This window comes from Psychromonas sp. SP041 (assembly GCF_000470315.2).
In the GTDB taxonomy this organism is placed as follows: Bacteria; Pseudomonadota; Gammaproteobacteria; order Enterobacterales; family Psychromonadaceae; genus Psychromonas.
On sequence record NZ_CBRF02000038.1, the window covers coordinates 1 to 24,172 of the forward strand.

Below are 24,172 nucleotides of genomic sequence, written 5' to 3' on the forward strand. Positions count from 1 at the left end.
ATAATTGCCATCGTTAAACTATCTTTTATAAATGCGTGTTTTTGCATTTAGGAGGTAGTTTATTATGACTCAATCTCGCCAATCACAAGTATCATTATCTGATACACCTTATTACCACTGTATTTCGCGTTGTGTTCGCAGAGCTTACTTGTGTGGTGAAGATAAATACACCGAAAAATCCTTTGAACATCGCCGTCAGTGGGTTGTTGAGCGAATGCACTACCTCGCTTCTCTTTTTAATATTGATATCTGCGCTTACGCTATCATGTCCAACCATTATCACCTCGTACTGCACATAGATGAGCAACATAATGAAAGCCTAACGCATGAAGAAGTTTGTGAGCGTTGGTGTCAACTCTATTCAACACCTGTATTAGTTGAGCGTTGGCAATCCGAGCAAACCACTTCAGAAGCAGAAAATAAAGCCGCATTAACTATTATTAATGGGTGGAGAGGGCGATTAGCTGATATCTCATGGTTTATGCGCTGTTTAAATGAATTCATTGCGCGGAAAGCGAATAAAGAAGATGAGTGCTCAGGTCGATTTTATTCGCTGCCATCCATGGCGCTCACCTTTCAGGCCAGCTAAAGCTGTTCTAATTTGTTCCCTACAAATTAGTGGGAGGGAAGATTCAAGTCTCAAGCATTACTAGACGAAGATGCGTTATTAACCTGTATGGCCTATGTCGACCTAAATCCAATTCGCGCCAAAATGGCGGTTAGCGTTGAAACATCAGAATATACCTCCGCTTATGAGCGCCTATTACCTTGCAAAAAAGCTGGTGTTGCTCAGCAACAAGAAAAGCCACTAGAATACGCTTTTACTAAAAAACTTTTATTTGGTTTCGTCGGTGACGAAAATGAACAATCAACTCAAGGTATTCCATTTTCATTATTAGATTATATTGAGTTAGTGGATTGGAGTGGCCGTATCATTAGAGAAGATAAACGTGGTGCGATTTCAAGCCAACGTCCAAGAATACTCTCCACTCTTGGTTTAGATAATGATACTTGGTTATCACTAGCAAGTAGTTTTGGAAAAGATTATCACGGAGCGGTGGGCTCTTTAGAAGCATTAGCTGCTTATGCAGGTAACACAGGCAAACGTTGGATAGCCAGTAAAAACCAATTACGGCTGCATTAAGTCGCGTATTTTTATTTAAAACAAAATAAACACATTATTAGCAGCGGCTAACATCAGTCATACCTGAAAAAGCCATTATTTGCGTAAAACCTTTCTTAATTTATGATTTTCTGCTATCAAAATTTTTAGATTATCGTTTTAATAATGGAAATAGGATTATTTTTGATGGTTTAAGTCGATGGATGTCCGCATTTTTCCAGCTTGTAATATGAGGCGAGTGAAAGTATATGGGTATCTATGAGTTTTAACTGTATTGCTCTCATAAATAAATTAATTGAAGTTATTAGCAGTCCAGGTTTATAAATTAGTAAGTCGGCATGGCATTAATCAAGTGATTGTGGGAATTGAATCTCAAAAAATCAATATATTAAGGCTCTAAATGATCATGAGAATAATGATAATTAAAAATAAAGCATGTGTAAGCTTCAAGAATATTAAAAAATTATTAATAATAATTTTTTTAAGTTTAATTAGTACGAATAGTTTTGGAGACAGGATGAACTTAAATGATTTTTTCGATAAAAATACAACATTACTAATTAATGCAATATATAAGTTGGATAGAAATCAAGCTAATGATTTTATTAAAAATGGAATAGATTTAAATGTTCATGGTCATGAAGGTATAACTCCTCTTTTCTGGTTATTAATAAATGGCAATTATAATAGTATAAAACTTGCTCTCGAACTTGGTGCAGATCCTAACTATAAAGCTATTGATGGTCGACATACAGTTCCTTCAATTGCTGGTTCTAAAAATGATGATATTTTAAGTTTGTTGCTTGAATTTGGAGGTAACCCTGATGCATTAGATTTAGATGGTTATCCTGCAATTTTTTCATCGATTAGTATCGAAAATTGGGAACAAATTAATATATTAATTAAAGCTGGTGCTGATTTAAATAATACTAACAAGTCTAATGAAAATACCCCTCTTTATGCTGCTTTATTAAATAAATTTGAGATAAGCTATAAACTAATCGAAATAGGTGCTTCCTATAGAAACGCAAGTACTAGTGGAGGCACTATCGCTAATAGAATAGACCAAAAGCTTTCAAAAAATCTTCTTAGCCCTAAATTTAAAGCTTATGGTTGGGCCATTAAAACAAAAGAACTTTTGATTAGTAAAGGTGTTAGGTTCCCTCCATATCCACCGAAAGAAGTACGTGAAAGAATAAAGAATGGCCAATCTATTAATTAAATTAATAGATTATTTTATTAGTTGTAAAGTGCGTTAAATATGCGCCAGCAGTAGGGGGAAATTGGGGATTTACATAATAGTAAAGTTGAACAACCATAATTTTTACTGATTTAAATTTTTAAACTATCTGTTATTAATGCTTTTTGTATGTTGGAGGTCGTTTTTTATGACTCAATCTTGTCAATCATAAGTTTCGCTTTCAGATATCCCTTATTACCACTGTATTTCTCGTTGCGTTCGTCGTGCTTATTTGAACTAATTAAAGCTGGATACCCATAACTATTAACCTTATTTGCTAGTCATACTGGCAAACGTCAACATATTCCATACCTAAAAATTAGTACAGCAATCATCCTTTGTTTAATCCCAAACTTTACCGTTAGGTAGCGAACTCTTTCCATTAGTATTTTGATTTGCTAGCAATGAAAATAGTATTATGACGTGAGTGAAACTTTTTGGATGTCCAAGGTTTTTAAGGTGTCAAGTTTAGAAGTGTTTCATGGACTGAAACTAGCATAGAGCCTATACCAGTAGTACCTAAACCTGTTGAATTTTTAGGAGTAAAACTTGAAATGTCCTCCGTATTTTACAGTGGTTGGAAAAGTACTCTCGCTGTAGATAGTTTTCCTGATAGTACTGTTTTGGGCGGGGCTTATGGAACACCTATTGGAGTTTCGTTAGTTCCATCAAAAGGAACAATAGGAACCTTTGGACTATATGAATCACATTATGAACAGGTTGTAACAACAATCGAAAAACAAAATATATATTATGATCGTTTCTGTATAAATGGTAATTGGACAACATTAGAACCATCGGAAGTAATAATTGATAAAACTATAGAAATAATTGAGGTACAGGCTCCAGATACTTCATTTGGTATTTCTCATAGTAAAAGCGGTAACTAATATAGTTGGAATACCTTTTCCCGTTCCATAATTAAATTAAGGAGGTTATATGAAATTATTATTTTTAATCTTTTTATTAATGAGCCATTTAAACTCATATGCTAGTGTTGTTAAAGACTCTAATATCTGTGTTGAGGTTAATCAATTAGACAAATTACAAAATATTCAAGGACGGTTATCAAGCTTTATATTTGGCGTAAAAAGAAATGAAAGTGAAATTGCTTGGATAGCGAAAGTGCAAAATAAATTACTTAATGGAAAAATGAGTAAGGGATTCTATTTAGATTCACTGTCTTGCATCTTAACTCTAAAAAAAACTAATTCTCGTTTTAAAGAAGATAAAAACTTGGATGTTGTTCAAGTAGATTTATTTTTTGGTTATGCTAATAGTATAAAAAAAAGGTTTGATGTAACTGCGGACAAAAGTGATATTTATTATTTCTTATTTGATAACATTTATACTGATGACTATATTTTGAGCTATAGCGTAATTAGAGCGTTAGGTGTTTTTTCAACACCAAGATCTGCAGATACTCTTTTTCAATATGCCTTAGATAAAAATAACAGACTCACCAATAGAAAATTAGCTATGAATTCTTTAGGTTATATAGGAAGTAATTACTCCAAAAAAAATTAGAAGAAGCAAAGAAAATACTTAGCGCTCGTTCAGGAAAAGATAATGAAAATATTTTGAAATAAATCTTGTCTAAAACTCGTTTACACTAAATGTTGTTATTTGAGATAATTAAGTATTAGATAGCCATAAACTTTAACGACTAATATTTTCAGTTCTACCTTTTAATCATGTAGTTTTTTACATGCTAAGAAGTAATTGTTATGGCACAGTCTCGCCAATCTCAAGTTTATTCATTATTTACTTCTATTTATAATATATCCCCAAAGCTCAATTTACTTCACTTGTTCTATGATATAAAGTTTATCTAATTTAGTTATTTGGTTTATGGTTTTTAAAGTGGAGTTGATATAGATGGAAATTCATTTTTATCCAGGACAAGATCTTCTGGTTGTTAACAAGGATGGCAGTCGCTTTGCGCGGTTTGAAGCTATGGGAGGGCCTGCCAAAATTGGTAATGATCCTTATATGGCAGAAGAGCCAACTTGGCCAGGCCAATATATAATAGATAAAGCAGAAGCTTATCGTACTCCAACTTGGTCAACCTCGAAATTAGTTTGGGGAACAAAGTTAAGAGATATGCCTTCAAAGTTGGATGTTTGGTATGCATTACCGAGTGGAAAATGGGGTAGTTTGAATCAACTATTTGGAGGTAACGTCCGTGATGATATTATGGACATGTATAAAGAATTATATGGAAAAAGAAAAGTACCTGACACATGGGTTTTCAATGACTTTGGGCCTATTGCAATTCGTTGGTTTAAAGATCTTAATGGTAATAAAATACTAGATGGTAAAGAAACACTTTCAGGTCAAATGTTTCATACTACACCAAATAATGAAGCCGAAATTGCACTAAAAATGCCTGTTCGCTTGATACCTTCACATGGTTGTATACACTTAAAACCAAACGATCGTATTCGATTATTCACAATCGGAGCGTTTAAACGAGGAACTTCTTTTACGGTGCATAAATATAATGAACGTTACAAAAAGATTTAGTGGATATATCCGCGTAATATTATTCTCAACGGTGATTTTTTTCACTATAAATAGCTGTGTTATAGCTAATTCTGACTTTACTTCTCCGCTCGGTGAAAAAATTAATACAGAATTAGACAGTGTTAGTGTTTCTTTAAACTCCACACTTGGCTGGATATTAGGCGGTTATATAGAAGAGAAAGATGGTAATAACCTACCATATATAAGCCTTATACCTAATAACGGTACGGCTTCAAAACATTGGCCTCTAGATGAAGGATACGCATCTCAACTTTTTGAAAGAAAAGGTAAATACTATGCACTACTTTCTACTGGTAAGACTCTAAAAATTAATAATCTAGGACTATCTTTAGCTGACTTTCAATTTAAGCCTAACTCATTAATTATAACACAAGAGCCTAAATTAGTAGCTTGTACTAGAGTTGGTAGAACTAAATTAAGTTCATCAAAAATAGCAAGTTGTTATCAAATCGATAGAGCTTGGGATACGGATGTGTATTGGACACGTATGGACATTACGCCTGACGTCTGTGATGGGAATTTAAAAGTATTAGTAGGTGTAGATAAAAAACAAAATTGGGAAGTTATGACTTTAAATTTAGAAACAGGAAAAGAACTATCTAGTAAAAAAGTGATTAAACCTGAACTAGGGGCTGCCGTTTGTCAGTTGTAACCAAAGTAAAACAAAGTAGTGGAAGCCATAAACTTTGACGACTGACATTTTCAGTTCTATCTTTTTGGCATGTAGTTTTTTACATGCCAAGAGGCCATTGTCATGACACAGTCTCAACAATCGTAAATATCGTCATCAGATACCTCTTATTACTATTGTATTTCACGTTGAGTTTGTCGTGCTTATTTGTACTTACGGCCCTTTTATATAAACTTAGGTGTCGAATCATTGCTACCTCGTACTTCAATCAATGAACTGCATAACAACATACTCAGTTATCAATAAGCTTGCGAACGATGATGCCAACTTTACTCAACACCTGTTTTAGTTGAACGTTGGCAAAAAAGCAGACTACATCGGATATCGAAAAAAACTGCACTCAATATCATTAATGGTTGGAGAGAGTGGTTAGTTTATATTTCATGGCTTATGCGTTATTTAAATGAATTTATTACGCAGAATGGGAAGCCATCTACAATTATTTCAAACCATTCTATATATCTCAAAAGATGGCTCTTTCTCTTTTGTTTTTGAACAAATACCTTCCTGGTCATTTAAGTTAAATATCTAGTCTTTTGCATTAGTACTGATTACTGAGTAACTTTTACATGGTCACTTCTTAATATCAGTAGAAAATACAATATTCTCTTTTTAAGGATATTAACCTTTCATCTAAAGACTAAAATAAAGCTGTTATTTATCAGCCTCTTATGATTTTTATGAGTCTGTTTACAAATGTGGCATGGCTTTCGCAACGTTAAAAGAGAATAACAAGTATTTAGGGATGTTTATCTTAGCCACTTTCATTAGTAACGTTGATAGACAGTTGTATAACCCTATTGTTAGCATGAAATCATATTATACATTCTGTAATTAAGGAGATTTAAAATGGCTACACCAAAAGCAAAAACTCAAGAGTCACAACAAAAAATCGAAGAAGCATATCATTTAGCTGAAGAAGCGACTTCTGAAGCCGTTCACTCTTTAAAAAATAAAGCGCAAGAATCGTTAAGTGAAGGTTCTGAAAAAGTTAAGTCAGTGACAAACCAAGCTGAAAATATCATTAAAGAGCGTCCACTATTGAGCATCGGTTGTGCATTTTTAGCCGGATGGGCGGTTTCGAAATTGATAAAATAAATGAAGTCACCGGAGAGGTTTTATGATGGAAAATAAGCAAAATATGTCGAATCAAAATAAAACCTCTCAAGGTACTCAACAAGATGCTTTGTTAGATAATGATCAGTTAAATGAACAGTTAAATGAACAGTTAAATGATCAAGAGTCAGATAATGAATCGTTAGACAGTCAACAGTTAGGCTCTGAAAAGTTAAGTAATGAAAATGTAGATGCAGAAGTACCACATGCAGATACGTTCAATACTGAAAGTTTAGGCGTTAAATTTGATGAAATAACGGATGTATTTAACAAGCTCTCAAAAATAGCGCAAGAAGCTGGTCAGTGGTCAGAATCCACCATCAAACTGTTTTTTATTGAAATATTACGCAACGTTGAAGCAGCTAAACGTTTTGCAGTTTGCCAGCTTTTATTCATTCCTTTGCTGATTCTTTTTATATTTAGCATCTGTATCTGCATTGGGATTATTGCTTATAGCTTCACCTCTAATTTATTAATTGCAGTTGGCATGTTTTTATCTGCAATGGGGTTAGTGTTGGTCGCTCTAGCTTACTGGCAAAAATATTTAATGCGATTCTTTGGTTTCAAAGCAACGATTGCTCAATTAAAGGAGGGCGCTGATGTCATCTCTAAAGCAGCTAAATCATTCGATTAACTTAACACGGTTGGAAGGTAAAGATTCAGCGAGACAGTGTGAATTGAAGCTTAATTTATTGCTACACACCGTTAGAAAAAAAACACAAAAACATCCTTTTGGCGTGACGATTGGAGTAACCATCGCGACTGCTTTGCTCGCGAGATATCGAACGAAAATCAGATCTTTATATCCTATCGCTTCTTTAGGTTTAAATTACTTTAATCAACATTGTAGTTCCAATAGCACCGTTCCAAAAAGTAACGAGTAAACCAACTCTGCAAAGCACCTAAAGATAACGTGTTAAACATAGGTGCTTAAATAAAAGCGCTTAAGTAAAAAATATTAGGTAAAAATTAAGTAAAACGAACATTCTAATTAACCGCTTTAAGCGTTTAAGTTTGATAAGTTCTGATCTGCTCACCCAAGTAAAGCTAAATTAAACAAAGCTAAATTAAGCAAAGTTAAATCAAGCAAGGTTAAATCAAGTAAAGTAAAAATGGAGTAAATAATTTGAAGGACAAGCAAAATAACGATCAAATAAATGACTCCTCCTCTGCAGTTCAAATTAATGACGGTCAAGCTACCAACCCCAAAATCAGTTCATCTGAAAAACCATCTACAAATGAAAGTGAATCCTCTATTGATTCACAAGAATCAGCTACTGAACAAGATAAGTTAGATATAAAGCAAGATAATAAAGATAGAAAAACCTTATATAGCATTGGTTTTTGGTTCTTGTTTATTATCGTTCTTATTGGCTGTATCTACTTTGGTAAGTCTATATTATTACCCGTCATGGTCAGTACGTTTATTGCGCTGTTATGTAGCCCATTAGTTAATTATTTAGAAAAAATTGGCATTCCCAGAACAGTAGGGGTGTTGAGCGTTATCTTTTTGATTGTTGGTCTTTTATTTGGCGGAGTAGCAGTATTAACTGAGCCTGCTCAACAGTGGTGGTCGAAGCTTCCAGAGTTAGTGAAAGATATTTCACAAGAAGTGACTAATGCAACCAACAACGCAGGCACAAGTTCAGCATTAAATGAGGCAATTGTTAGTAGTTCTAATGTCGGTGAGTTTCGAAGTACAACCGTCGTTTCATTGGTTAAAAGTATTGCAGTAGCAACACCGACTGCTATTACTCAATTAATGATTTCGCTCTTTATGGCGTATTTTATGCTCAGTTATGGACGTTCTTTGTTTACTGGTTTTTTAATGCAATTTGACCATCTATCTAACAAGCGTAAAACAGTGGAATTGGTCAGAGTGATCCAAAAAGATCTCTCTCGTTATATTGGGACGGTGACGTTAATTAATATTGCGTTGGGTATCGTTGTTGGCTGTGTTTTCTTTATATTTGGTGTTGAAGACCCCTTTTTATGGGGAACATTAGCAGGCATTATGAACTTTGCGCCTTATTTAGGTCCACTCATTTCTATGATCTGTTTTGGTGTTATTACTTATGTTCAATTTGATTCAATGAGTTATGCATTCATTATTATTTCGACTTATTTAGTGATTAATATGGCTGAAAGTCAATTTGTTACACCTACTTTATTAGGCAGAAGGTTTAACTTAAATCCGTTGGTTATTTTTATGTGGTTAATTTTATGGGGATGGTTATGGGGTAGCATGGGGATGTTACTTGGTGTGCCATTACTCGTGTGCTTAAACACTTTATTAGAGCGATTAGATATATTTGGAAGAAGTCATTTAGTGCTGAGAGCAAGATGATTTAAGGCAAGTATATGTGATTGAAAATATTGAGTGCACTCAATTATTAAGTGCATGCAATATTTTAGTTATCCTAACTTTATAATGATTGTTAGTTAAGTCACTTCATACTTATCGAGTTTATTGTAGAGCGTTTTCACACTGATACCGAGCTCTTGAGCTGTTTTGGTTTTATTACCTTCATTGTTATCTAAGGTATTAACAATCGCTGCTTTTTCAATTGCGACTAAAGCAACACCAACCGGCACTAATGCGTTCAATGTTGAATCTTCACCGGTTACTTGAAGAGAATCAGAAACAATATGTTCTTCTTTAATGACATCATCAGACAGAATAAATGCTCTTTCTATCGAGTGTTTTAATTCTCTTACATTACCAGGCCAATCATAAGCTGCAATTTTATCTAATGCTGCTTCTAGAATAGTTTTCGTTTTGACTTCTTTAGCATTTTGATGAGCAATAAAATGTTTTGCTAAACCGACAATATCACTACCTCTTTCTCTTAAAGGCGGCACATTAATTGGGAAATGAGCTAAACGAAAGTACAGATCTTCTCTTAGTTCTTGCTCATCAATCGCGGTTTGAGGATCGCGGTTGGTTGCTGCAATAATACGTGTATTCGCTATATGTACAGTTTCTCCGCCAACACGACGATATTCCCCTGTTTCCAATACTCTTAATAATTTTACTTGATGTTCAATAGGCATTTCAGTAATTTCATCAAGAAACAAAGTGCCTCCTTCAGCGCGCTTAAAGACACCATCATGCGGTTTGTCAGCGCCAGTAAAAGCACCTTTATTATGACCAAATAATTCACTGTCCACTAAGTCTGGACTGATTGCTCCACAGTTAATGGCAATGAAAGGATATTGGCTTCGGTCACTTGCTTGATGAATGGTTTGGGCAACGAGTTCTTTACCTGCTCCACTTTCCCCAATAACAAATACAGATGCATCGGTTTTTGCCACGCGGCGTAGTGTTCTATATAACCTATGCATTGGGCTTGAAGAGCCAATTAATAAACCAAATTGGTCTAAATCGCTGGTGGATACTTGTTGTCCAACTGTACTTTTAGGTAAGTTGGATTGTCGTACGTCTTGTAATGTTTCAGCTAAGATTTCTATATCAACCGGCATGCGATAATGAAATATTGCCCCTAATTGCATTAATTTATCTAAATTAGGGTTAGGAGCACCAGAACTGATGATAATTAAATCCATTTCATTCAAGGCTTCAAGCTTAGATAGTGCTTGATAATCTTCAGAGCTAAAGTTGTTTACGCCAATAATTGCAACGGTAGGTGCTATGGTTTTGATCTCTGAGATCCAATCTTGGCTGGCCTCTAGCTGAATTGTATTGAACTGGGCTAATTCAGGATTATTTAATATAGCTTGGCGCAATGAGCTATTTTGGATGCTTAATAACAAGCTTAATTTATGCATTAATTGCTCTCACGATAATGAATTCATCATTTAATTTTTCAGGTGGGGAAGTTCATAATCGCGATGAATTTGAACTTTGTCAAATTTATAACTTATTACTATTTATTTGATATGCAGGAAGTCGTTTGTAAAGTAGTGTTCAGCCTATGTATGAAAAGAGGGGGCGTTAGGTAGAGCGGTATTATATTTTTTAAAAGTAGATTAAATAGACGTTTATTTATTGGTCTACATTATTCTCTTGAGAGTTATTGTTGATATGTGCGGCGATGTTTATATTATCGTTATACTAATCTGGGTAATAAATGGCTAGATAATGACTTAGATTGGTATTAAATATACTCGTCACCATTCAAGATGCAAAAATCAGAAAATCGTAAGGGAAATAAACTCTAGACATAGAAGTAAAGATCTAACGGGTTAAACCGAGACTTTATAACACTTTATAACATTTTATAACAGCGAAGGTGGTTGCCTAACGATTTGTTCTACGGGGCGCCAATACGACAACCAATACTGCGTTGTCACATTCGATAAGGACTCGCATTGTCATCATGTTACGAGTTGATACTATTTATTCGACGCCACAAAGACCTTAAGTGACGATGGCAATACGGTTATTTCAATATTTTGAGCGCGATAGTTTTCACCGTCTATAACATATTCTATTTCATGATCTGCAGAGATCGCTATCTTCTTACCGTCACAATATTGAAACTGATTTGCCTTATCTTGCAACCCTAAACTAGAGGCCGCTAAATCAGATAGCGCAATCACTGTTTCGGTAAATGAATCCGTATTATCTAAATAAGTCATGTGTAACTTACCGTCATCTGGTTCTGGTGCATCGCCACCATGTGCTAATAAAGTACTGAATGGGGCGGTATTAGCGACCATTAAGCTTTGAACATTTAAATCTTGGTATACTTTGTCATTAATTTTAATACTTAACTGTTGCGATTCACTTGAAACCACTGCATTAAAAAAACCATTTAAATAAGCAAACTGCCCATTTTCATTTTTATTCTCTCTGTTTGCAGACGAAATCATTTGCTGTTCAAAGCCAATGCCCATGGCTAATAACATCAATTGTTCATTACATTTTGCCGTATCAATCGTGCGAACTTGTTCAGATAAAATAGCGTTACAAGCTGCATTCACCGGAGAGTATTTTGCTGCTAACCCGTAAAGTACATGACATAAAGCGTTTGTGGTCCCAAAAGGGACAATCCCAAGCACTATATCTGATTCAATAAGTTGGCTTGCCACTTCAGTTACCGTACCGTCTCCACCACACACAATCACTTTATTTGCACCTGTTTCTTTAGCTTGCTTGGCGAGTTCAGTTGCTGAAATGTGTGGCATCGTTTCTACTATTTTTAAACGATGCTTTGTACTTAACTGTCGAATTAATTGCTGTTTATATTGTTGCCATTTACCGCCACCTGAAACAGGGTTAACAATCATCCACGTTGGCTCGGGTAGTTTTAATTTTTGTTGTTTACTAATTGCACTCAGTACTTTGTATTGTTTCTTATTTAAGTTCGCTGAGCTGCGAATAGAATGAATTTGAGTTAATGCTTGATCAACACTTAATGCAGGATCTCGACTTAACAAATAAGCGGCCATCACAAAGACAGATCGCCCACGACCTAAAGCACAATGAATAACTACAGAACGAGATTGTGATAGCTGTACATCAATCCAATAAAGCACATGGCGTAGTTTATGTAAAGAAGGGGCTTTGTGGTCTAACACTGGGATCGTTAAGTAATCAAAATGTTTATCTGTCATTGCACTTTCTAAGCCAGCGAATTCTGCTGTGACATCTACAATACAATCAATATTTTTTGACTTTAAATACGCTAAATCAAATGATAATAAACGTCTTGAAAGGTACAAATTATTGGTTATTTTTTGTATTGGTGGAACCTCATCATTCTTTCTTGCCCACGCGTTATAAGCTTTAACGCCAAGTAGAAAAGGGATGAAAGCCCATTGGATCCACCATAGTATTTTTCCGTCACTATTTTTTCTAAAAATAGAAGGAGTATCAAATAAATAAGCAAGGCTTACAATTGCTAAAGAAAGGGCTACCCATGAAAATAATATTTTCAGTATTAGCAGCGGAATAAACCAAGCTAACGCTAAGCTTAATAGCGAGCCAAATAGGTAATATTTAGTAATAAACATGGGATTTCCTTAGCGAATAAATTTAGTAAATAAATAAGAAAGGTAGCTGTGAATAAAATAAGGTTGGTATTAATAACGCAGCCTGAGTGATGTAATATTAGATCGCCATTTCCTCAATATATTCCTCCTTTATATTTTGTCTCTTTTACTTTTTTAGGGAGTTCAAGTTAATGCTGTGAATGTTTTAGATTTAAAAATGAAGAATGATAGAAGAAGGAATAATTTATATTATTTATTCGATCTTCTATTTATGGCAGATTTTAATTTATGACGAATATTAACAATCTTTATCGTCTGCACTAAGTGTGTCTTTTATGCCTTCACACGTATCTTCAATACTATTGCCAATATCAGTTGATGCATCATCAATCTTTTCGCCTACTTTTTTTGTAGAGCCATCAGTACAACCACTAAGGGCTAATACTAAACCTGAAATTGCTGCAAAGTGTCTATAAGATCTTATCTTAGTCATTTTGTTCTCCTACTATTTCTAGCGTTTTATTACATTGGCGACAATCGAGACAACAAACAACACTGCAAACAGATAAAATATGATTTTAGCAATACTAGCGGCTGCGCCAGCGATACCACCAAATCCGAATACAGCTGAAATTAAGGCAATCACGAGAAATAAAAATACCCAGCGAATCATGTCATCTCTCCTTACTTATATGGGGTGTTATATACGTTATAAAAGTACATTAAAAAAATAAGGCGAATATTGATTATTTAATGACTTCAAGTTTATCAATAACCTTAGATACATCTTCAGTATTACGCGCCATATTCATTGCCAAGTCGTGTTCTGTATCTGATATCACTTTACCGGTTAACAGTACAACGTTATTGGTTGTGTCTACTTCAATATCCATTGCGCTAACGTCTTCAGCCATCAACAATCGTGTTTTTAACACCGTCGTGATTTTGGCATCTGTTAATGCAGACAATGCTTTATCATCCAAGCCCGCTTCGTTATTTTTGTCTAAAATAGATAAGTCATTCTCTACCTTTTCGACGCCATCTAACCCTGCGATTAATTCGCCAGCTAATGATTTTTCGATGTTGCTGTCAACGACGCCAGTTAAGGTAACGACACCACTATGGACATCAGTATTAATATCGAATGAGTTTAAGTTAGTGTTTAACAATAATGTTGTTTCAGCTTTCCCATCTATCCACGCATCAAGAGATTCATTTTTCCAACTTTGTTGATCTGCTAATGTAATAGTTGATGAAGTCAGTAGTACAGTTGAAAGGGCAATTGTTTTTATGCTCTTCATATTGTTTCTCCTTTATTTGATGTGTATTAAGTATATTGCCATTACTGTGCCAGTTTTTTATCTTGTTGTTTTTATTGGTTATTTTTATTTTAATGAAAAATAAAAAGCGTAAAGTGTGAATTATTTACAGAGTGAGAATGTAATAATGATTTGGTTATTAAGTGGAGACGGGAGTATTGAGAGTGTTAACTAATACCAAAAGAATTAATAAGGTGATCATTCTTGCTGGTTAAAATCACCCCTAACTACGTTCTGAGTTTTGAAGTGAGAACAACTATCTTCTACAACTCACGCCTTATTAGTGTTAATTTTTCCTGCACAATTTCTGATCACTTATTTAATTCCATTGGTATAAATGGTTGTTATGTTTATGATATTAATAAATTAATATTATTTTTTTTGAAAATATTAGAGATAAAAGAGACAAACCATTATTGGTTTACCTCTAGATTTAATGGTTTTGTTAGGTTTATTTATAAAAAAGAATCTCTTATTTTATATTGTTTCAAACAACCATCATTTTATCTTGGGCTAAGATCTTTACCTGATGTTGCTTGATAAAGTTGTTCAAAGTTTGGAATGGCTTCTTCCCAAATTGGTTTTTGTTTGCCTAAATATTCGGATACAGCATCAAAAAATAATCGTGTTCTAACGGGGAGATCGCGATGTGGGTAAACAGCATAGATAGGGTAGTAATCCAGCAATGCTAAGTCGGTTAATATAGGAATGAGTAAACCATCTTTAATTTCGTTATTAACAAGGAATGCTGGCGTAATGAAATAGGCACTACCAGATAGTGCTTTCATTAATAGAACATCTGCATCGTTGCTTCTAAAAACACTTTTCATTTTTTGCTCTGTTTGCTTCCCATCCTCATTTAAATAGCTAATTTCTTCCATTCTCGAAGCCGCAGTAGCAAAGGTTGCTGCTGGTAAGTCAGCTAAGTCTTCTATTTTAGTGGGGAGCCCATAACTTTTAATAAATTCTGGAGCCGCTAAAATGAGTAAACGATTACGCGCGATAGGCCTTGCGATTAAAGAAGAATCTTTAGGTTTACCGATGCGAAAAGCTAAATCGAAACCTTCTGAAATGATGTCAACAACGCGCTCGTCTAAACGCATTTCAACTTCTACCTGTGGGAAACGTTTTTGAAAGTCATTAATGACTGGCTGTAAATAACGGCGTCCAATAATAGATGAGCTTGCTATCTTCAATACACCACGCGGTTCTTGGTGGTAATTTTCAGCTAAACGAAGCGTATCACCCAGTAAATCACGTATCTCAATGGTTTTTTTGACCATTTCGGCACCCGCAGCCGTTAAAGAAAATGAGCGAGTGGAACGATTAAGTAATCGTACACCTAATTCATCTTCTAAACGTCCTATCTGCTTTGAAACGACTGAACGGTCTATATTCCTAGCATCTGCCGCTTTAGCAAAAGAGCCTTGCTCAACGACTTCAAGTAGCATTAATAGTCTACTGGTGATGTCCATTTTTGATCCTTAATAGGGTTTAAATGATATCGTTAATCATTATAAAGTCACTTTTTTAATCTTTATTGGTGCTATTTTGGCATTAATGAATTTAAAAAACGATGCTTTTTTTGCACTAGTTTGTTCCGTAAAATCTGCGGCAATTAGAAAAGGAGCGTCATCATGAATAAATATTTAATTGCTGCAATTTTTAGCGTGGCAAGTCTTACATTAATCGGTTGTGTAGAAGAGCCAAGTGAACCTGCAAGTCAAAGACCTTTACAGGCAATAGATGTTGCTGAAGTGTTAGTAACTCCGACTCAAAAATGGCATACCTACACCACGCGTTTAGAAGCACCTGAACAAGTTTCATTAATGCCGCGTGTCTCGGGTGTGATAGAACAAGTCTCATTTCATGAAGGTGATCAAGTCAAACAAGGTGACTTGTTATTTAAATTAGACAGTCGTCCTTTTACTGCGGTAGTGGCAGGGCTTAAAGCACAAGTGAACAGTGCACAAGCTGCATTACAACAATTACGAAGTGAAGCACAACGTGCTGTTCGTTTGGTTCAACGTAAAGCAATTTCAACAGAGCAAGCTGAGTCTCGCGCTTCTGCATTACGTCAAGGTGAAGCGCAACTCGCGTCACTAAAAGCAGACCTTAGCGCTGCACAACTCGACCTAGAATTTACTGCGATACGCTCTCCGATCGATGGTGTTATCTCTCGTACTAATATTACTCGCGGTAACAATATTTTAGCGGGACAAACGGTACTAACGTCAATTGTTTCAAATAAAGAAATGTATGGTTATTTTGATATTGACGAACGTACTTGGAATAGTTCATTTGACGATGTAACGGCGGCAAGCCATCAACAAGTGGTGATGCAAAAAGTCGGTCAAACTGATTTTCCTTATTCTGGTTATATTAATTTTATCGATAACCGTATCAATTCATCGACAGGTACTTTACGTGTACGCGCGGTGTTTGATGAAAAAAATAAAGGATTGCGTGCGGGTTCTTTTGCACGCGTTAGATTGGCTGCAAATGAAGTAACAGATCAAGTGGTTATCCCTTCACGTGCTATCGGTACTGATTTAAAAAATAGCTTTGTACTGACTGTCGGTGAAAATGATGTGTTGCAATACACCTTAGTAGAATTGGGTGAACGTTACGGTAGTTTACGTGCGATTACGTCAGGCTTAAAAGCGGGTGATGTGATTGCAGTGAATGGTCCTGCTCGTGTCGGTCCTGGTATGCCAATCAAACCAAACTCTGTGAATATTGATAGTGCTGGCGTGGCTTTTACATTATCAGCTGTAGATGAGCCGTTAACGGCAAGTACTAAGGAATAATAATGAAGTTTTCACATTTCTTTATACAACGCCCAATATTTGCGGCGATGTTATCTTTGGTTATTTTGATTGCTGGTGGTATTTCTTTATTCCAACTACCCGTCAGTGAATACCCTGAAGTTGTACCGCCTACAGTGGTTGTTACAGCAAATTACCCTGGTGCAAACCCAACGGTAATCGGCCAAACCGTTGCAACACCGTTAGAGCAAGAAATTAACGGTACTGAAAACATGCTGTATATGTTTTCTCAAGCAACCAGTGACGGTCGTATGACATTAACCGTTACCTTTGCATTAGGTACTGATTTAGACCGTGCGCAAGTGCAGGTACAAAATCGCGTAAACAGTGCATTGCCACGTTTGCCTGAAGAAGTGCAACGTTTAGGTGTAGTCGCCGAAAAATCATCGCCAGATTTAACCATGGTGGTGCATTTATATTCACCAGAAAAAACACATGATACGGCGTACTTATCTAACTATGCTGATTTAAACGTTAAAGATGAAATTGCACGTTTACCGGGTGTCGGTGATGTTCGTTTATTCGGTGGTGGTAAATACTCAATGCGTATTTGGTTAAATCCAGATGCATTAGCAGCACGTAGTTTAACGGCTGGTGATGTGGTTAGCGCATTACGCTCTCAAAACCAACAAGTTGCTGCCGGTAGTTTAGGTGCGCAACCGATCTCTAGTGACAGCCAATTCCAAATATTATTAAACGTTAAAGGCCGTTTAAATAGTATTGAAGAATTCGAGCAAGTTATTATCAAAGTTGGTGATGAAGGTCAGTTAACGCGTTTATCTGATATTGCACGCGTTGATTTAGGTGAAGATAGTTATTCATTACGCGCTGAATTAGATAACCAACCTGCATTGGCGATGCCTGTGTTTCAACGTCCAGGATCTAATGCCATTGAGTTGTCAGATCAAGTGCGTGAAACCATGGCGCGTTTATCTAAAGATTTCCCTAAAGGTGTTGAATACGACATCGTTTATGACCCAACCGTCTTTGTACGCGGCTCGATTGATGCGGTAATTGCAACCTTATTGGAAGCGATTGTATTGGTTGTTATCGTTGTGATTGTATTTTTACAAACATGGCGTGCGTCTATCATTCCATTAATTGCGGTACCTATTTCATTAATTGGTACGTTTGCGGTGATGCAATGGTTAGGTGTGTCGATTAATACACTGTCACTATTTGGCTTAGTACTGGCGATAGGGATCGTGGTCGACGATGCGATTGTGGTGGTCGAAAATGTTGAGCGTAATATTGAAAAAGGGCTATCACCTCTAGAAGCAACACGTGTTGCCATGAGCGAAGTGACTGGGCCTATTATTGCGATTGCATTAGTATTGAGTGCGGTATTTATTCCGACGGCCTTTATTACCGGGTTATCAGGTCAGTTCTATAAACAGTTTGCGTTGACCATTACTATTTCAACGATTATTTCAGCGTTTAACTCATTAACATTATCACCTGCTTTAGCGGCATTATTATTAAAACCGCATGATGCAAAACCAGATTTCTTTACACGTTTATTGAATAAATTATTTGGTCGTTGGTTATTCGAACCTTTTAATCGTGTCTTTAATCGTGGTGCAAAAGGTTACGAAAAATTAGTTAAAAAATTAATACGCATGTCTGTTATCGCAATGGTTGCTTATGTTGTATTGCTTGGCGGTACTATCAAGCTATTTGATACCGTACCCGGCGGTTTTATCCCACCGCAAGATAAGCAGTATTTAGTGGCGATTGCGCAGCTGCCCGACGCTTCAAGTCTTGACCGCACACAAGACGTATTAAAAGAGATGCAAGAGATTGCTTTGTCAGTACCGGGTGTTGCGCATACTGTTGCTTTCCCTGGTTTATCGGTTAACGGGTTTGCTAATACGCCTAACAGCGGCATTGTATTTACCACACTTGAAAGCTTTGATAAGCGTACTGACCCTAGCCAATCTGCGATGGCGATTGCAGCTGAATTAAATAAACGTTTTACTGCTATTGATGAGTCGTTTGTAGCGGTATTCCCGCCACCACCAATTCAAGGTTTAGGTACAACAGGTGGTTTTAAACTACAAATTGAAGACAGATCAAACAAAGGATTTGATGCGTTATTTAATAGCCTGCAAACGGTGATTGGTAAAGCACAGCAAGATCCTGCGTTAATGGGACTTTACTCAAGCTTCCGTATTCAAGTACCGCAAATGGATATAGACGTAGACCGTGAGCAAGCGCTTATTCAAGGTATTCCATTGGATGAAGTTTTTGATGCATTACAAATCTACTTAGGGTCTGTGTATGTAAATGATTTCAATTTATTTGGGCGTACTTACCAAGTGAATGCGCAAGCTGATGCAGATTATCGTGTCGATCCTGAGCAAATTCTTAACTTAAAAGTACGTAATCGTGCCGGTAACATGGTGCCACTAGGTTCTGTATTAACCGTAACACCAACTATTGGCCCAGATAGAGTAATGCATTATAACGGTTACCCAAGTGCTGAGCTGAATGGTAGCCCTGCACCTGGTTATAGCTCAGATCAAGCGCAAAAAGCGATTGAGAAAGTACTAGCCGATACGTTACCAACGGGCATTGAATACGAATGGACGGAAGTAACTTATCAACAAGTACTTGCGGGTAATACCATGGTTTATGTTTTCCCATTAGTGGTGTTGTTAGTGTTCATGGTATTAGCGGCGCAGTATGAAAGTTTACGTTTACCATTAGCGATTATTTTAATCGTACCGATGACTATTTTCTCTGCATTATTAGGCGTGTGGTTAGTGGGTTCAGATAATAATATCTTTACGCAAATTGCCTTGATTGTATTGGTGGCCTTAGCCTCTAAAAATGCCATCTTGATGATTGAATTTGCAAAGGATCAGCATGACTCTGGTTTAACACATCTTGAAGCTATTTTAGCGTCATGTCGTATGCGTTTACGTCCAATACTAATGACGTCAATTGCCTTTACAGCAGGTGTTGTACCGTTAATTCTTGCTACAGGTGCAGGTTCGGAAATGCGCCACGCAATGGGGAATGCAGTATTCTCAGGCATGATAGGGGTCACTATCTTTGGTCTATTATTCACGCCAGTGTTTTATATGCTAGTGAGTAAAACGAAGAATGATAAGGCACAAAAGAGTCTTGATGATCACAGCAATATTGAGAAAAAAATCAATGTTGAGGAGAGAAATAATGCTTAAGTTAGTCAAATGCTTAAAGCCTAAAATTGCCTTATCTACTGTCTTAATCGCAACCATTTTGTCTGGTTGCGCGAGCCAAGTGAATACAAAAGATGAACAAGAAAAGGCTTATACTTTTATCGATAAAAGTAGCCTTGTTGAGCGATTAGCCGGTGAAGATGAAATCAACTGGTGGAGAAATCTTAACTCGCCACAATTGAATCAGTTGATTGATGATGCATTGTTAATGAACCATGATTTACGCACAAGCCAATTACAATTACAAAGTACGTTAGCGCGTATTGGTGTTGAAGAAGCTAAATTTCTACCGCAAGGTGGTGTAGTGGCTGGCGCGCAAAGAGGTGATGTTATTGAGACAACACCTCGTCAATCAAGTGCATATCTATCATTAACTTGGCAGTTAGATTTATTTGGACGAATCAGTGCGTTAGTTGATGCCGCAGAAGCATCAGCAATGAGCCAAGCTGAACAACGTCGTTTACTGCAGATAGAGGTCGTTTCTTCTGTGGTAAAAGGTTATGTCAGTTATCAAGGGCACCAACGTAAAAAACAGATCATTCAGCTACAAGTTGAAGCGTTAGAACAAAGTGTCAATGTACTAGAAGCTCTTTTTGAAGAAGGGTCGGCTAATGAACTTGACCTTAATCGAACGCGTGCGCAACTTAGTCAACAAGAAGCATTATTACCTGCAATCGCTTATGCAGAATACAGTGATTTATCGACCTTAGCGGTATTAACAGGACAATTAACCAGTGCGGTTAGCTTGCAAAATGAACAGGGGATTTTTGATTTACCTTTTCGAGTGGCATTAGCGGAGCCTAGTAATGCCATTGCACTACGTCCTGATATTAACGGTGCTTTATATGAATTTAGTCAAGCAAACTCATTAAGCGTAGCGGCAAGTAAAGCACTTTTGCCAGAGGTGAGTTTAAGTGCTTTTGCTGGTGTATTAAGTTTAGACAGCTTAGGGTTGTCTACCTCGAATGGTCAATGGCAAGTGACACCACAAATTGAATGGTCACTATTAAGTTACCCTTCATTGTTGGCAGAACGTGATGCACAAAAATACTTGAGTGAAGCGGCATATAGTGAATACCAACAGGTTGTTTTAAAAGCAATAAGCGAAAGTGAACTTACTTTACAGCGCCTTGTTGAACAGAGTTCACTACAACGTTACGCAGATCAACGTTATCAATATTCAAATCGTGCATTCTTACAAGCTGAAGCCATGTATGAAGAAGGGCAATTGCCTTACTTAGAGTTATTAGACTCACGTCGCGATCTGTTAAGTGCTGAAGAGAATGATGTTGATTCGACGATTTCATTGTTGCAAGCTAAAGTGAATGCTTATCAAGCATTTAACGGCCGCTGGAGCTACGCGTTGGAAACCTTTTAAAGAGCTGAATTAGAAATGGCAAAGACTGATACTGTAAACCTAGATACGCTAAATCTGACTAATGTAGACTTAAGTCTTCCACAGATGATGCGAGCGATTGTATTGATTGAACCTAATGAATCCATTTGCTTGTCTGAAACAACATTGCCGGTGCCTGAGTGCTGCGAGAATGAACTGTTGGTCAAGGTTGAGTATGTCGGGTTAAATCCAGTTGATGCAATACTGTCTAAATCCGGTTTTTGTCAGTGGCAATACCCTCATATTTTGGGGCTAGACGCCGTCGGTATTGTCGTCAAAGCGCAAAAGGGTGTTTACCCTAATGTTGGTGACAGAGTGATGTGGCATGCCAGTATGAGTGAGCAAGGGGCTTTAAGTGAATACACTAAAGTCCCCAATTTCGCCGTCTCGGTTGTGCCCGATGAAGTTGATGCAATGACCGCTGCTGCTTTACCTTGCGCTGGTATGACCGCGCTTATTTCACTTGAAAAATTACGTGTAACCGCTGGCGAAACCATTCTGATTGAAGGTGGAGCTGGATCAGTAGGGCAGTTTGCTATTCAGTTTGCAAAACAACGTGGTGCGGATGTGTTTACCACCGCCTCTAAGCGTAACCATAAATTGCTTAAGCAGCTGGGTGCCGATGCGGTTTTTGATTACCACGATCCTAAGTTATGCGAAAAAATTCGTCGAGAATTAGGGCCGCAAGGATTTGATGCGGTATTAGATTCAGTTGGTGGTGAATCAACGATTCGCAATATCGAATTGATGCGCTTTTGTGGTCGAATCGCATGCCTAAGACCGTTACCCTACTTCGAGCAAGATCTTCTTGATCGAAAAGGTCCAACGATCAGTATCGTATCTTTAGGAGGGGCATGGCTAGACAATAGTTTATGCGCACAACAAAAAATGGGGTTTATGAGTAAAGTGATGTTGGATAGCGTTACTAAAGGTGAAATTCAAACCCCAACACTTCAACCAATCGAGTTTGCAGCTAGCCATATTAGCGATGCTTTGAACCGCCAAATTGATGGTACTTTTACTGGTAAACAAATAGTTAAAATAAGTAACTCGCTAAGATTCTAAAGTTAGTTTTAGCCTTTTATGAAGGATGAGAACTTCGCTATTTAAAGCCTCATCCATCAAACACTCTCTTCATTTAAAATTAAATAAAGTCCTCACAGCACTATTTCTTGGGTAATAAAATACTGCATATAAACAGTAAACAACCAGCGACTACAATACTTGGACCTGACGGTGTGTCGTATTGAAAAGAGCCAAATAACCCTAGACCGACACTTAATGCGCCAATTACCATCGCGATTACCGCCATGCTTTCCGGTGTACTTGCAAAGCGTCGTGCAGTGGCAGCGGGGATAATCAATAATGCCGTCACTAACAACATACCTACGACCTTCATCATAATGGCGACAATCAATGCAATTAAGCCTAAAAATAACCAGTTAATACGGTCAACAGGTAAACCTTCCACTCGTGCTAAATCTTCATGAATTGTAATTGATAACAAAGGCTTCCAAATACAAATCAAACCTAATAATGCCGCGCCGCCTGCACCATAAATCCAGATAAGGTCAACATAACCAATCGCAAGAATATCGCCGAAAAGGTAACTCACTAAATCTATTCTGACATTATCCATGAAAGCTAATGCAACTAAACCCAATGAGAGTGCGCCATGGGAAAAGATCCCAAGTAGCGTGTCGCTAGCTAACTGTCGTTGGTATTGGCTGAAAAAAAGCAAAATAGCCAACAATTGGCAAATGATCAAAATACCCAATGTTAAATTGATGTGTAAAAGGAAACCCAGTGCGACACCTAATAAAGCCGAGTGCGCCAACGTATCACCGAAATATGCTAAACGTCGCCATACAACAAAAGAGCCAAATGGTCCTGCAACGAGTGCGACGCCTAAGCCTCCTAATAGCGCCCTTACTAGAAAATCATCCATTACAGTTATGTTCCTTATTGCTACAGCCATGTTCGTGGTCATGTTGATGTTGTTTATCATGAACATAAATAGCCAAATGCCTAGCAGCATAAGGGCCGAATAGTGCAGTATAAGCCGGATCGTTTACGACAACTTCAGGTGTGCCAGTACAGCAAATATGGCGATTTAAACACAGCACTCTATCCGTTGATGCCATCACTAAGTGGAGATCATGTGACACCATTAAAATGGCACAATTACGCTCAGTTCTAACGCGGCTAATTAAATCATATAGCTCAACTTGACCGTGAACATCGACCCCTTGTACTGGTTCATCTAGTACTAAAATGTCAGGTTCTCGCATTAAAGCTCGCGCCATCAATACTCGCTGTAATTCACCACCTGAAAGGTTTTGTAAAGGAGAATCAATAACATGCTGAGCACCAACGTCTTTCAATAACAGATTAAAGTCACACTGTTTAGCACATTTAGCGAGTGCTAAAAAACGCTTAACCGTGATTGGAAATGTAGGGTCTATGTGCAGTTTCTGAGGGACATAACCTAGTGTTACACCATCAGCCATTTTTACCTGGCCAGTGGTTGGTTTTTGTAACCCTAAAGCAACGCGTAATAGAGTCGTTTTACCTGCACCATTAGGTCCAACCACTGTCATTATTTCACCTGCATGCAGCTGTAAATTGACAGACTCAAGTAGCGAATTATTATTTAACGTTAAATTTACGTCAGTTAAAGTAAGTAAAGGGGAATTCATTGATTAACCTTTCTAACGGCTGAGCTAGAAAGCCTTTGTATGGTTTTTA

General features: G+C 36.9%; 23 protein-coding genes. 15 read left to right on the forward strand and 8 right to left on the reverse strand.

Annotated features, from left to right (window positions below; all coding sequences use genetic code 11):
• Nucleotides 1–64: 64 nt before the first annotated feature.
• The 11 genes from SP041_RS21255 (at nt 65) to SP041_RS17115 (ending at nt 9,064) form a co-directional block, all read left to right on the forward strand.
• Nucleotides 65–589: a transposase gene (locus SP041_RS21255; protein ID WP_240791494.1), complete on the forward strand. Its 525-nt coding sequence runs from the start codon at nt 65–67 to the stop codon at nt 587–589.
• Nucleotides 590–676: 87 nt separating this feature from the next.
• The gene (locus SP041_RS21260; RefSeq protein WP_240791495.1) at nt 677–1,144 is read left to right on the forward strand and encodes a hypothetical protein; all 468 of its coding nucleotides are present in this window, start codon (nt 677–679) and stop codon (nt 1,142–1,144) included.
• 496 nt (nt 1,145–1,640) lie between these two features.
• Nucleotides 1,641–2,345, forward strand: coding sequence for an ankyrin repeat domain-containing protein (locus tag SP041_RS17075; RefSeq protein ID WP_025565604.1), 705 nt, complete (start codon nt 1,641–1,643; stop codon nt 2,343–2,345).
• A gap of 572 nt (nt 2,346–2,917) precedes the next feature.
• On the forward strand, nt 2,918–3,253 hold the full coding sequence (locus tag SP041_RS17080; RefSeq protein WP_025565605.1) for a hypothetical protein: 336 nt from the start codon (nt 2,918–2,920) through the stop codon (nt 3,251–3,253).
• A 49-nt stretch (nt 3,254–3,302) separates the two neighbouring features.
• The gene (locus SP041_RS17085) at nt 3,303–3,890 is read left to right on the forward strand and encodes a HEAT repeat domain-containing protein (RefSeq protein ID WP_025565606.1); all 588 of its coding nucleotides are present in this window, start codon (nt 3,303–3,305) and stop codon (nt 3,888–3,890) included.
• 351 nt (nt 3,891–4,241) lie between these two features.
• Nucleotides 4,242–4,889 (forward strand): L,D-transpeptidase family protein, encoded by a 648-nt coding sequence (locus tag SP041_RS17090; protein ID WP_025565607.1) that lies wholly within the window; start codon nt 4,242–4,244, stop codon nt 4,887–4,889.
• Entirely contained in the window at nt 4,867–5,562 is a 696-nt protein-coding gene (locus SP041_RS17095; RefSeq protein WP_025565608.1) for a hypothetical protein, read from the forward strand. Before SP041_RS17090 ends, SP041_RS17095 begins: the two co-directional genes overlap by 23 nt.
• 888 nt (nt 5,563–6,450) lie before the next feature.
• Nucleotides 6,451–6,699, forward strand: a complete 249-nt coding sequence (locus SP041_RS17100; protein WP_025565609.1) for a hypothetical protein — start codon at nt 6,451–6,453, stop codon at nt 6,697–6,699.
• 25 nt (nt 6,700–6,724) lie between these two features.
• On the forward strand, nt 6,725–7,351 hold the full coding sequence (locus tag SP041_RS17105) for a hypothetical protein (RefSeq protein ID WP_025565610.1): 627 nt from the start codon (nt 6,725–6,727) through the stop codon (nt 7,349–7,351).
• A complete protein-coding gene (locus tag SP041_RS17110; protein ID WP_025565611.1) occupies nt 7,317–7,601 on the forward strand; it encodes a hypothetical protein in 285 nt (94 codons plus the stop codon). Before SP041_RS17105 ends, SP041_RS17110 begins: the two co-directional genes overlap by 35 nt.
• Nucleotides 7,602–7,843: 242 nt before the next feature.
• On the forward strand, nt 7,844–9,064 hold the full coding sequence (locus tag SP041_RS17115) for an AI-2E family transporter (protein WP_025565613.1): 1,221 nt from the start codon (nt 7,844–7,846) through the stop codon (nt 9,062–9,064).
• 95 nt (nt 9,065–9,159) lie between these two features.
• Here the strand turns inward: SP041_RS17115 and SP041_RS17120 are convergent, their stop codons facing one another.
• The 6 genes from SP041_RS17120 to SP041_RS17145 all read right to left on the reverse strand — a co-directional run bounded on the left by SP041_RS17120 (nt 9,160) and on the right by SP041_RS17145 (nt 15,469).
• Nucleotides 9,160–10,506, reverse strand: a complete 1,347-nt coding sequence (locus SP041_RS17120) for a sigma-54 dependent transcriptional regulator (protein WP_025565614.1) — start codon at nt 10,504–10,506, stop codon at nt 9,160–9,162.
• Nucleotides 10,507–11,073: 567 nt separating this feature from the next.
• On the reverse strand, nt 11,074–12,696 hold the full coding sequence (locus SP041_RS17125; protein ID WP_025565615.1) for a diacylglycerol kinase family protein: 1,623 nt from the start codon (nt 12,694–12,696) through the stop codon (nt 11,074–11,076).
• Nucleotides 12,697–12,973: 277 nt separating this feature from the next.
• The gene (locus SP041_RS17130) at nt 12,974–13,168 is read right to left on the reverse strand and encodes a hypothetical protein (protein WP_025565616.1); all 195 of its coding nucleotides are present in this window, start codon (nt 13,166–13,168) and stop codon (nt 12,974–12,976) included.
• A gap of 18 nt (nt 13,169–13,186) precedes the next feature.
• Nucleotides 13,187–13,348 (reverse strand): DUF1328 family protein, encoded by a 162-nt coding sequence (locus SP041_RS17135; RefSeq protein ID WP_025565617.1) that lies wholly within the window; start codon nt 13,346–13,348, stop codon nt 13,187–13,189.
• 73 nt (nt 13,349–13,421) lie between these two features.
• A complete protein-coding gene (locus SP041_RS17140; RefSeq protein WP_025565619.1) occupies nt 13,422–13,976 on the reverse strand; it encodes a BON domain-containing protein in 555 nt (184 codons plus the stop codon).
• A 521-nt stretch (nt 13,977–14,497) separates the two neighbouring features.
• Entirely contained in the window at nt 14,498–15,469 is a 972-nt protein-coding gene (locus SP041_RS17145) for a LysR family transcriptional regulator (protein WP_025562652.1), read from the reverse strand.
• A 162-nt stretch (nt 15,470–15,631) separates the two neighbouring features.
• Here SP041_RS17145 and SP041_RS17150 point away from each other — a divergent pair, with 162 nt between their 5' ends.
• From SP041_RS17150 to SP041_RS17165, 4 genes are read left to right on the forward strand one after another with little or no spacing between them, the layout of a single operon-like run.
• The gene (locus SP041_RS17150) at nt 15,632–16,804 is read left to right on the forward strand and encodes an efflux RND transporter periplasmic adaptor subunit (RefSeq protein ID WP_025562651.1); all 1,173 of its coding nucleotides are present in this window, start codon (nt 15,632–15,634) and stop codon (nt 16,802–16,804) included.
• A 2-nt stretch (nt 16,805–16,806) separates the two neighbouring features.
• The gene (locus SP041_RS17155) at nt 16,807–20,010 is read left to right on the forward strand and encodes a multidrug efflux RND transporter permease subunit (RefSeq protein ID WP_025562650.1); all 3,204 of its coding nucleotides are present in this window, start codon (nt 16,807–16,809) and stop codon (nt 20,008–20,010) included.
• On the forward strand, nt 20,003–21,406 hold the full coding sequence (locus tag SP041_RS17160; protein ID WP_025562649.1) for a TolC family protein: 1,404 nt from the start codon (nt 20,003–20,005) through the stop codon (nt 21,404–21,406). Before SP041_RS17155 ends, SP041_RS17160 begins: the two co-directional genes overlap by 8 nt.
• Nucleotides 21,407–21,421: 15 nt before the next feature.
• A complete protein-coding gene (locus SP041_RS17165; protein ID WP_051368410.1) occupies nt 21,422–22,489 on the forward strand; it encodes a zinc-binding dehydrogenase in 1,068 nt (355 codons plus the stop codon).
• A 100-nt stretch (nt 22,490–22,589) separates the two neighbouring features.
• Here SP041_RS17165 and SP041_RS17170 read toward each other — a convergent pair whose 3' ends face one another.
• Both SP041_RS17170 and znuC read right to left on the reverse strand, forming a co-directional pair.
• On the reverse strand, nt 22,590–23,372 hold the full coding sequence (locus tag SP041_RS17170; protein WP_025562647.1) for a metal ABC transporter permease: 783 nt from the start codon (nt 23,370–23,372) through the stop codon (nt 22,590–22,592).
• A complete protein-coding gene (gene znuC, locus SP041_RS17175; RefSeq protein ID WP_025562645.1) occupies nt 23,365–24,123 on the reverse strand; it encodes a zinc ABC transporter ATP-binding protein ZnuC in 759 nt (252 codons plus the stop codon). The genes SP041_RS17170 and znuC overlap by 8 nt, the downstream gene beginning before the upstream one ends.
• Nucleotides 24,124–24,172: the final 49 nt, after the last annotated feature.

What these genes read in the sequence shown, in the direction of transcription:
- SP041_RS17135 (WP_025565617.1), bottom strand. Translation starts at nt 13,348, where the DNA reads ATGATTCGCTGGGTATTTTTATTTCTCGTGATTGCCTTAATTTCAGCT.
- SP041_RS17105 (WP_025565610.1), top strand. Translation starts at nt 6,725, where the DNA reads ATGGAAAATAAGCAAAATATGTCGAATCAAAATAAAACCTCTCAAGGT.
- SP041_RS17140 (WP_025565619.1), bottom strand. Translation starts at nt 13,976, where the DNA reads ATGAAGAGCATAAAAACAATTGCCCTTTCAACTGTACTACTGACTTCA.
- SP041_RS17160 (WP_025562649.1), top strand. Translation starts at nt 20,003, where the DNA reads ATGCTTAAGTTAGTCAAATGCTTAAAGCCTAAAATTGCCTTATCTACT.
- SP041_RS17085 (WP_025565606.1), top strand. Translation starts at nt 3,303, where the DNA reads ATGAAATTATTATTTTTAATCTTTTTATTAATGAGCCATTTAAACTCA.
- SP041_RS17130 (WP_025565616.1), bottom strand. Translation starts at nt 13,168, where the DNA reads ATGACTAAGATAAGATCTTATAGACACTTTGCAGCAATTTCAGGTTTA.
- SP041_RS17145 (WP_025562652.1), bottom strand. Translation starts at nt 15,469, where the DNA reads ATGGACATCACCAGTAGACTATTAATGCTACTTGAAGTCGTTGAGCAA.
- SP041_RS21255 (WP_240791494.1), top strand. Translation starts at nt 65, where the DNA reads ATGACTCAATCTCGCCAATCACAAGTATCATTATCTGATACACCTTAT.
- SP041_RS17110 (WP_025565611.1), top strand. Translation starts at nt 7,317, where the DNA reads ATGTCATCTCTAAAGCAGCTAAATCATTCGATTAACTTAACACGGTTG.
- SP041_RS17150 (WP_025562651.1), top strand. Translation starts at nt 15,632, where the DNA reads ATGAATAAATATTTAATTGCTGCAATTTTTAGCGTGGCAAGTCTTACA.
- SP041_RS17170 (WP_025562647.1), bottom strand. Translation starts at nt 23,372, where the DNA reads ATGGATGATTTTCTAGTAAGGGCGCTATTAGGAGGCTTAGGCGTCGCA.
- SP041_RS17080 (WP_025565605.1), top strand. Translation starts at nt 2,918, where the DNA reads ATGTCCTCCGTATTTTACAGTGGTTGGAAAAGTACTCTCGCTGTAGAT.
- SP041_RS17120 (WP_025565614.1), bottom strand. Translation starts at nt 10,506, where the DNA reads ATGCATAAATTAAGCTTGTTATTAAGCATCCAAAATAGCTCATTGCGC.
- SP041_RS17100 (WP_025565609.1), top strand. Translation starts at nt 6,451, where the DNA reads ATGGCTACACCAAAAGCAAAAACTCAAGAGTCACAACAAAAAATCGAA.
- znuC (WP_025562645.1), bottom strand. Translation starts at nt 24,123, where the DNA reads ATGAATTCCCCTTTACTTACTTTAACTGACGTAAATTTAACGTTAAAT.
- SP041_RS17155 (WP_025562650.1), top strand. Translation starts at nt 16,807, where the DNA reads ATGAAGTTTTCACATTTCTTTATACAACGCCCAATATTTGCGGCGATG.
- SP041_RS17090 (WP_025565607.1), top strand. Translation starts at nt 4,242, where the DNA reads ATGGAAATTCATTTTTATCCAGGACAAGATCTTCTGGTTGTTAACAAG.
- SP041_RS17075 (WP_025565604.1), top strand. Translation starts at nt 1,641, where the DNA reads ATGAACTTAAATGATTTTTTCGATAAAAATACAACATTACTAATTAAT.
- SP041_RS17165 (WP_051368410.1), top strand. Translation starts at nt 21,422, where the DNA reads ATGGCAAAGACTGATACTGTAAACCTAGATACGCTAAATCTGACTAAT.
- SP041_RS17095 (WP_025565608.1), top strand. Translation starts at nt 4,867, where the DNA reads ATGAACGTTACAAAAAGATTTAGTGGATATATCCGCGTAATATTATTC.
- SP041_RS21260 (WP_240791495.1), top strand. Translation starts at nt 677, where the DNA reads ATGGCCTATGTCGACCTAAATCCAATTCGCGCCAAAATGGCGGTTAGC.
- SP041_RS17125 (WP_025565615.1), bottom strand. Translation starts at nt 12,696, where the DNA reads ATGTTTATTACTAAATATTACCTATTTGGCTCGCTATTAAGCTTAGCG.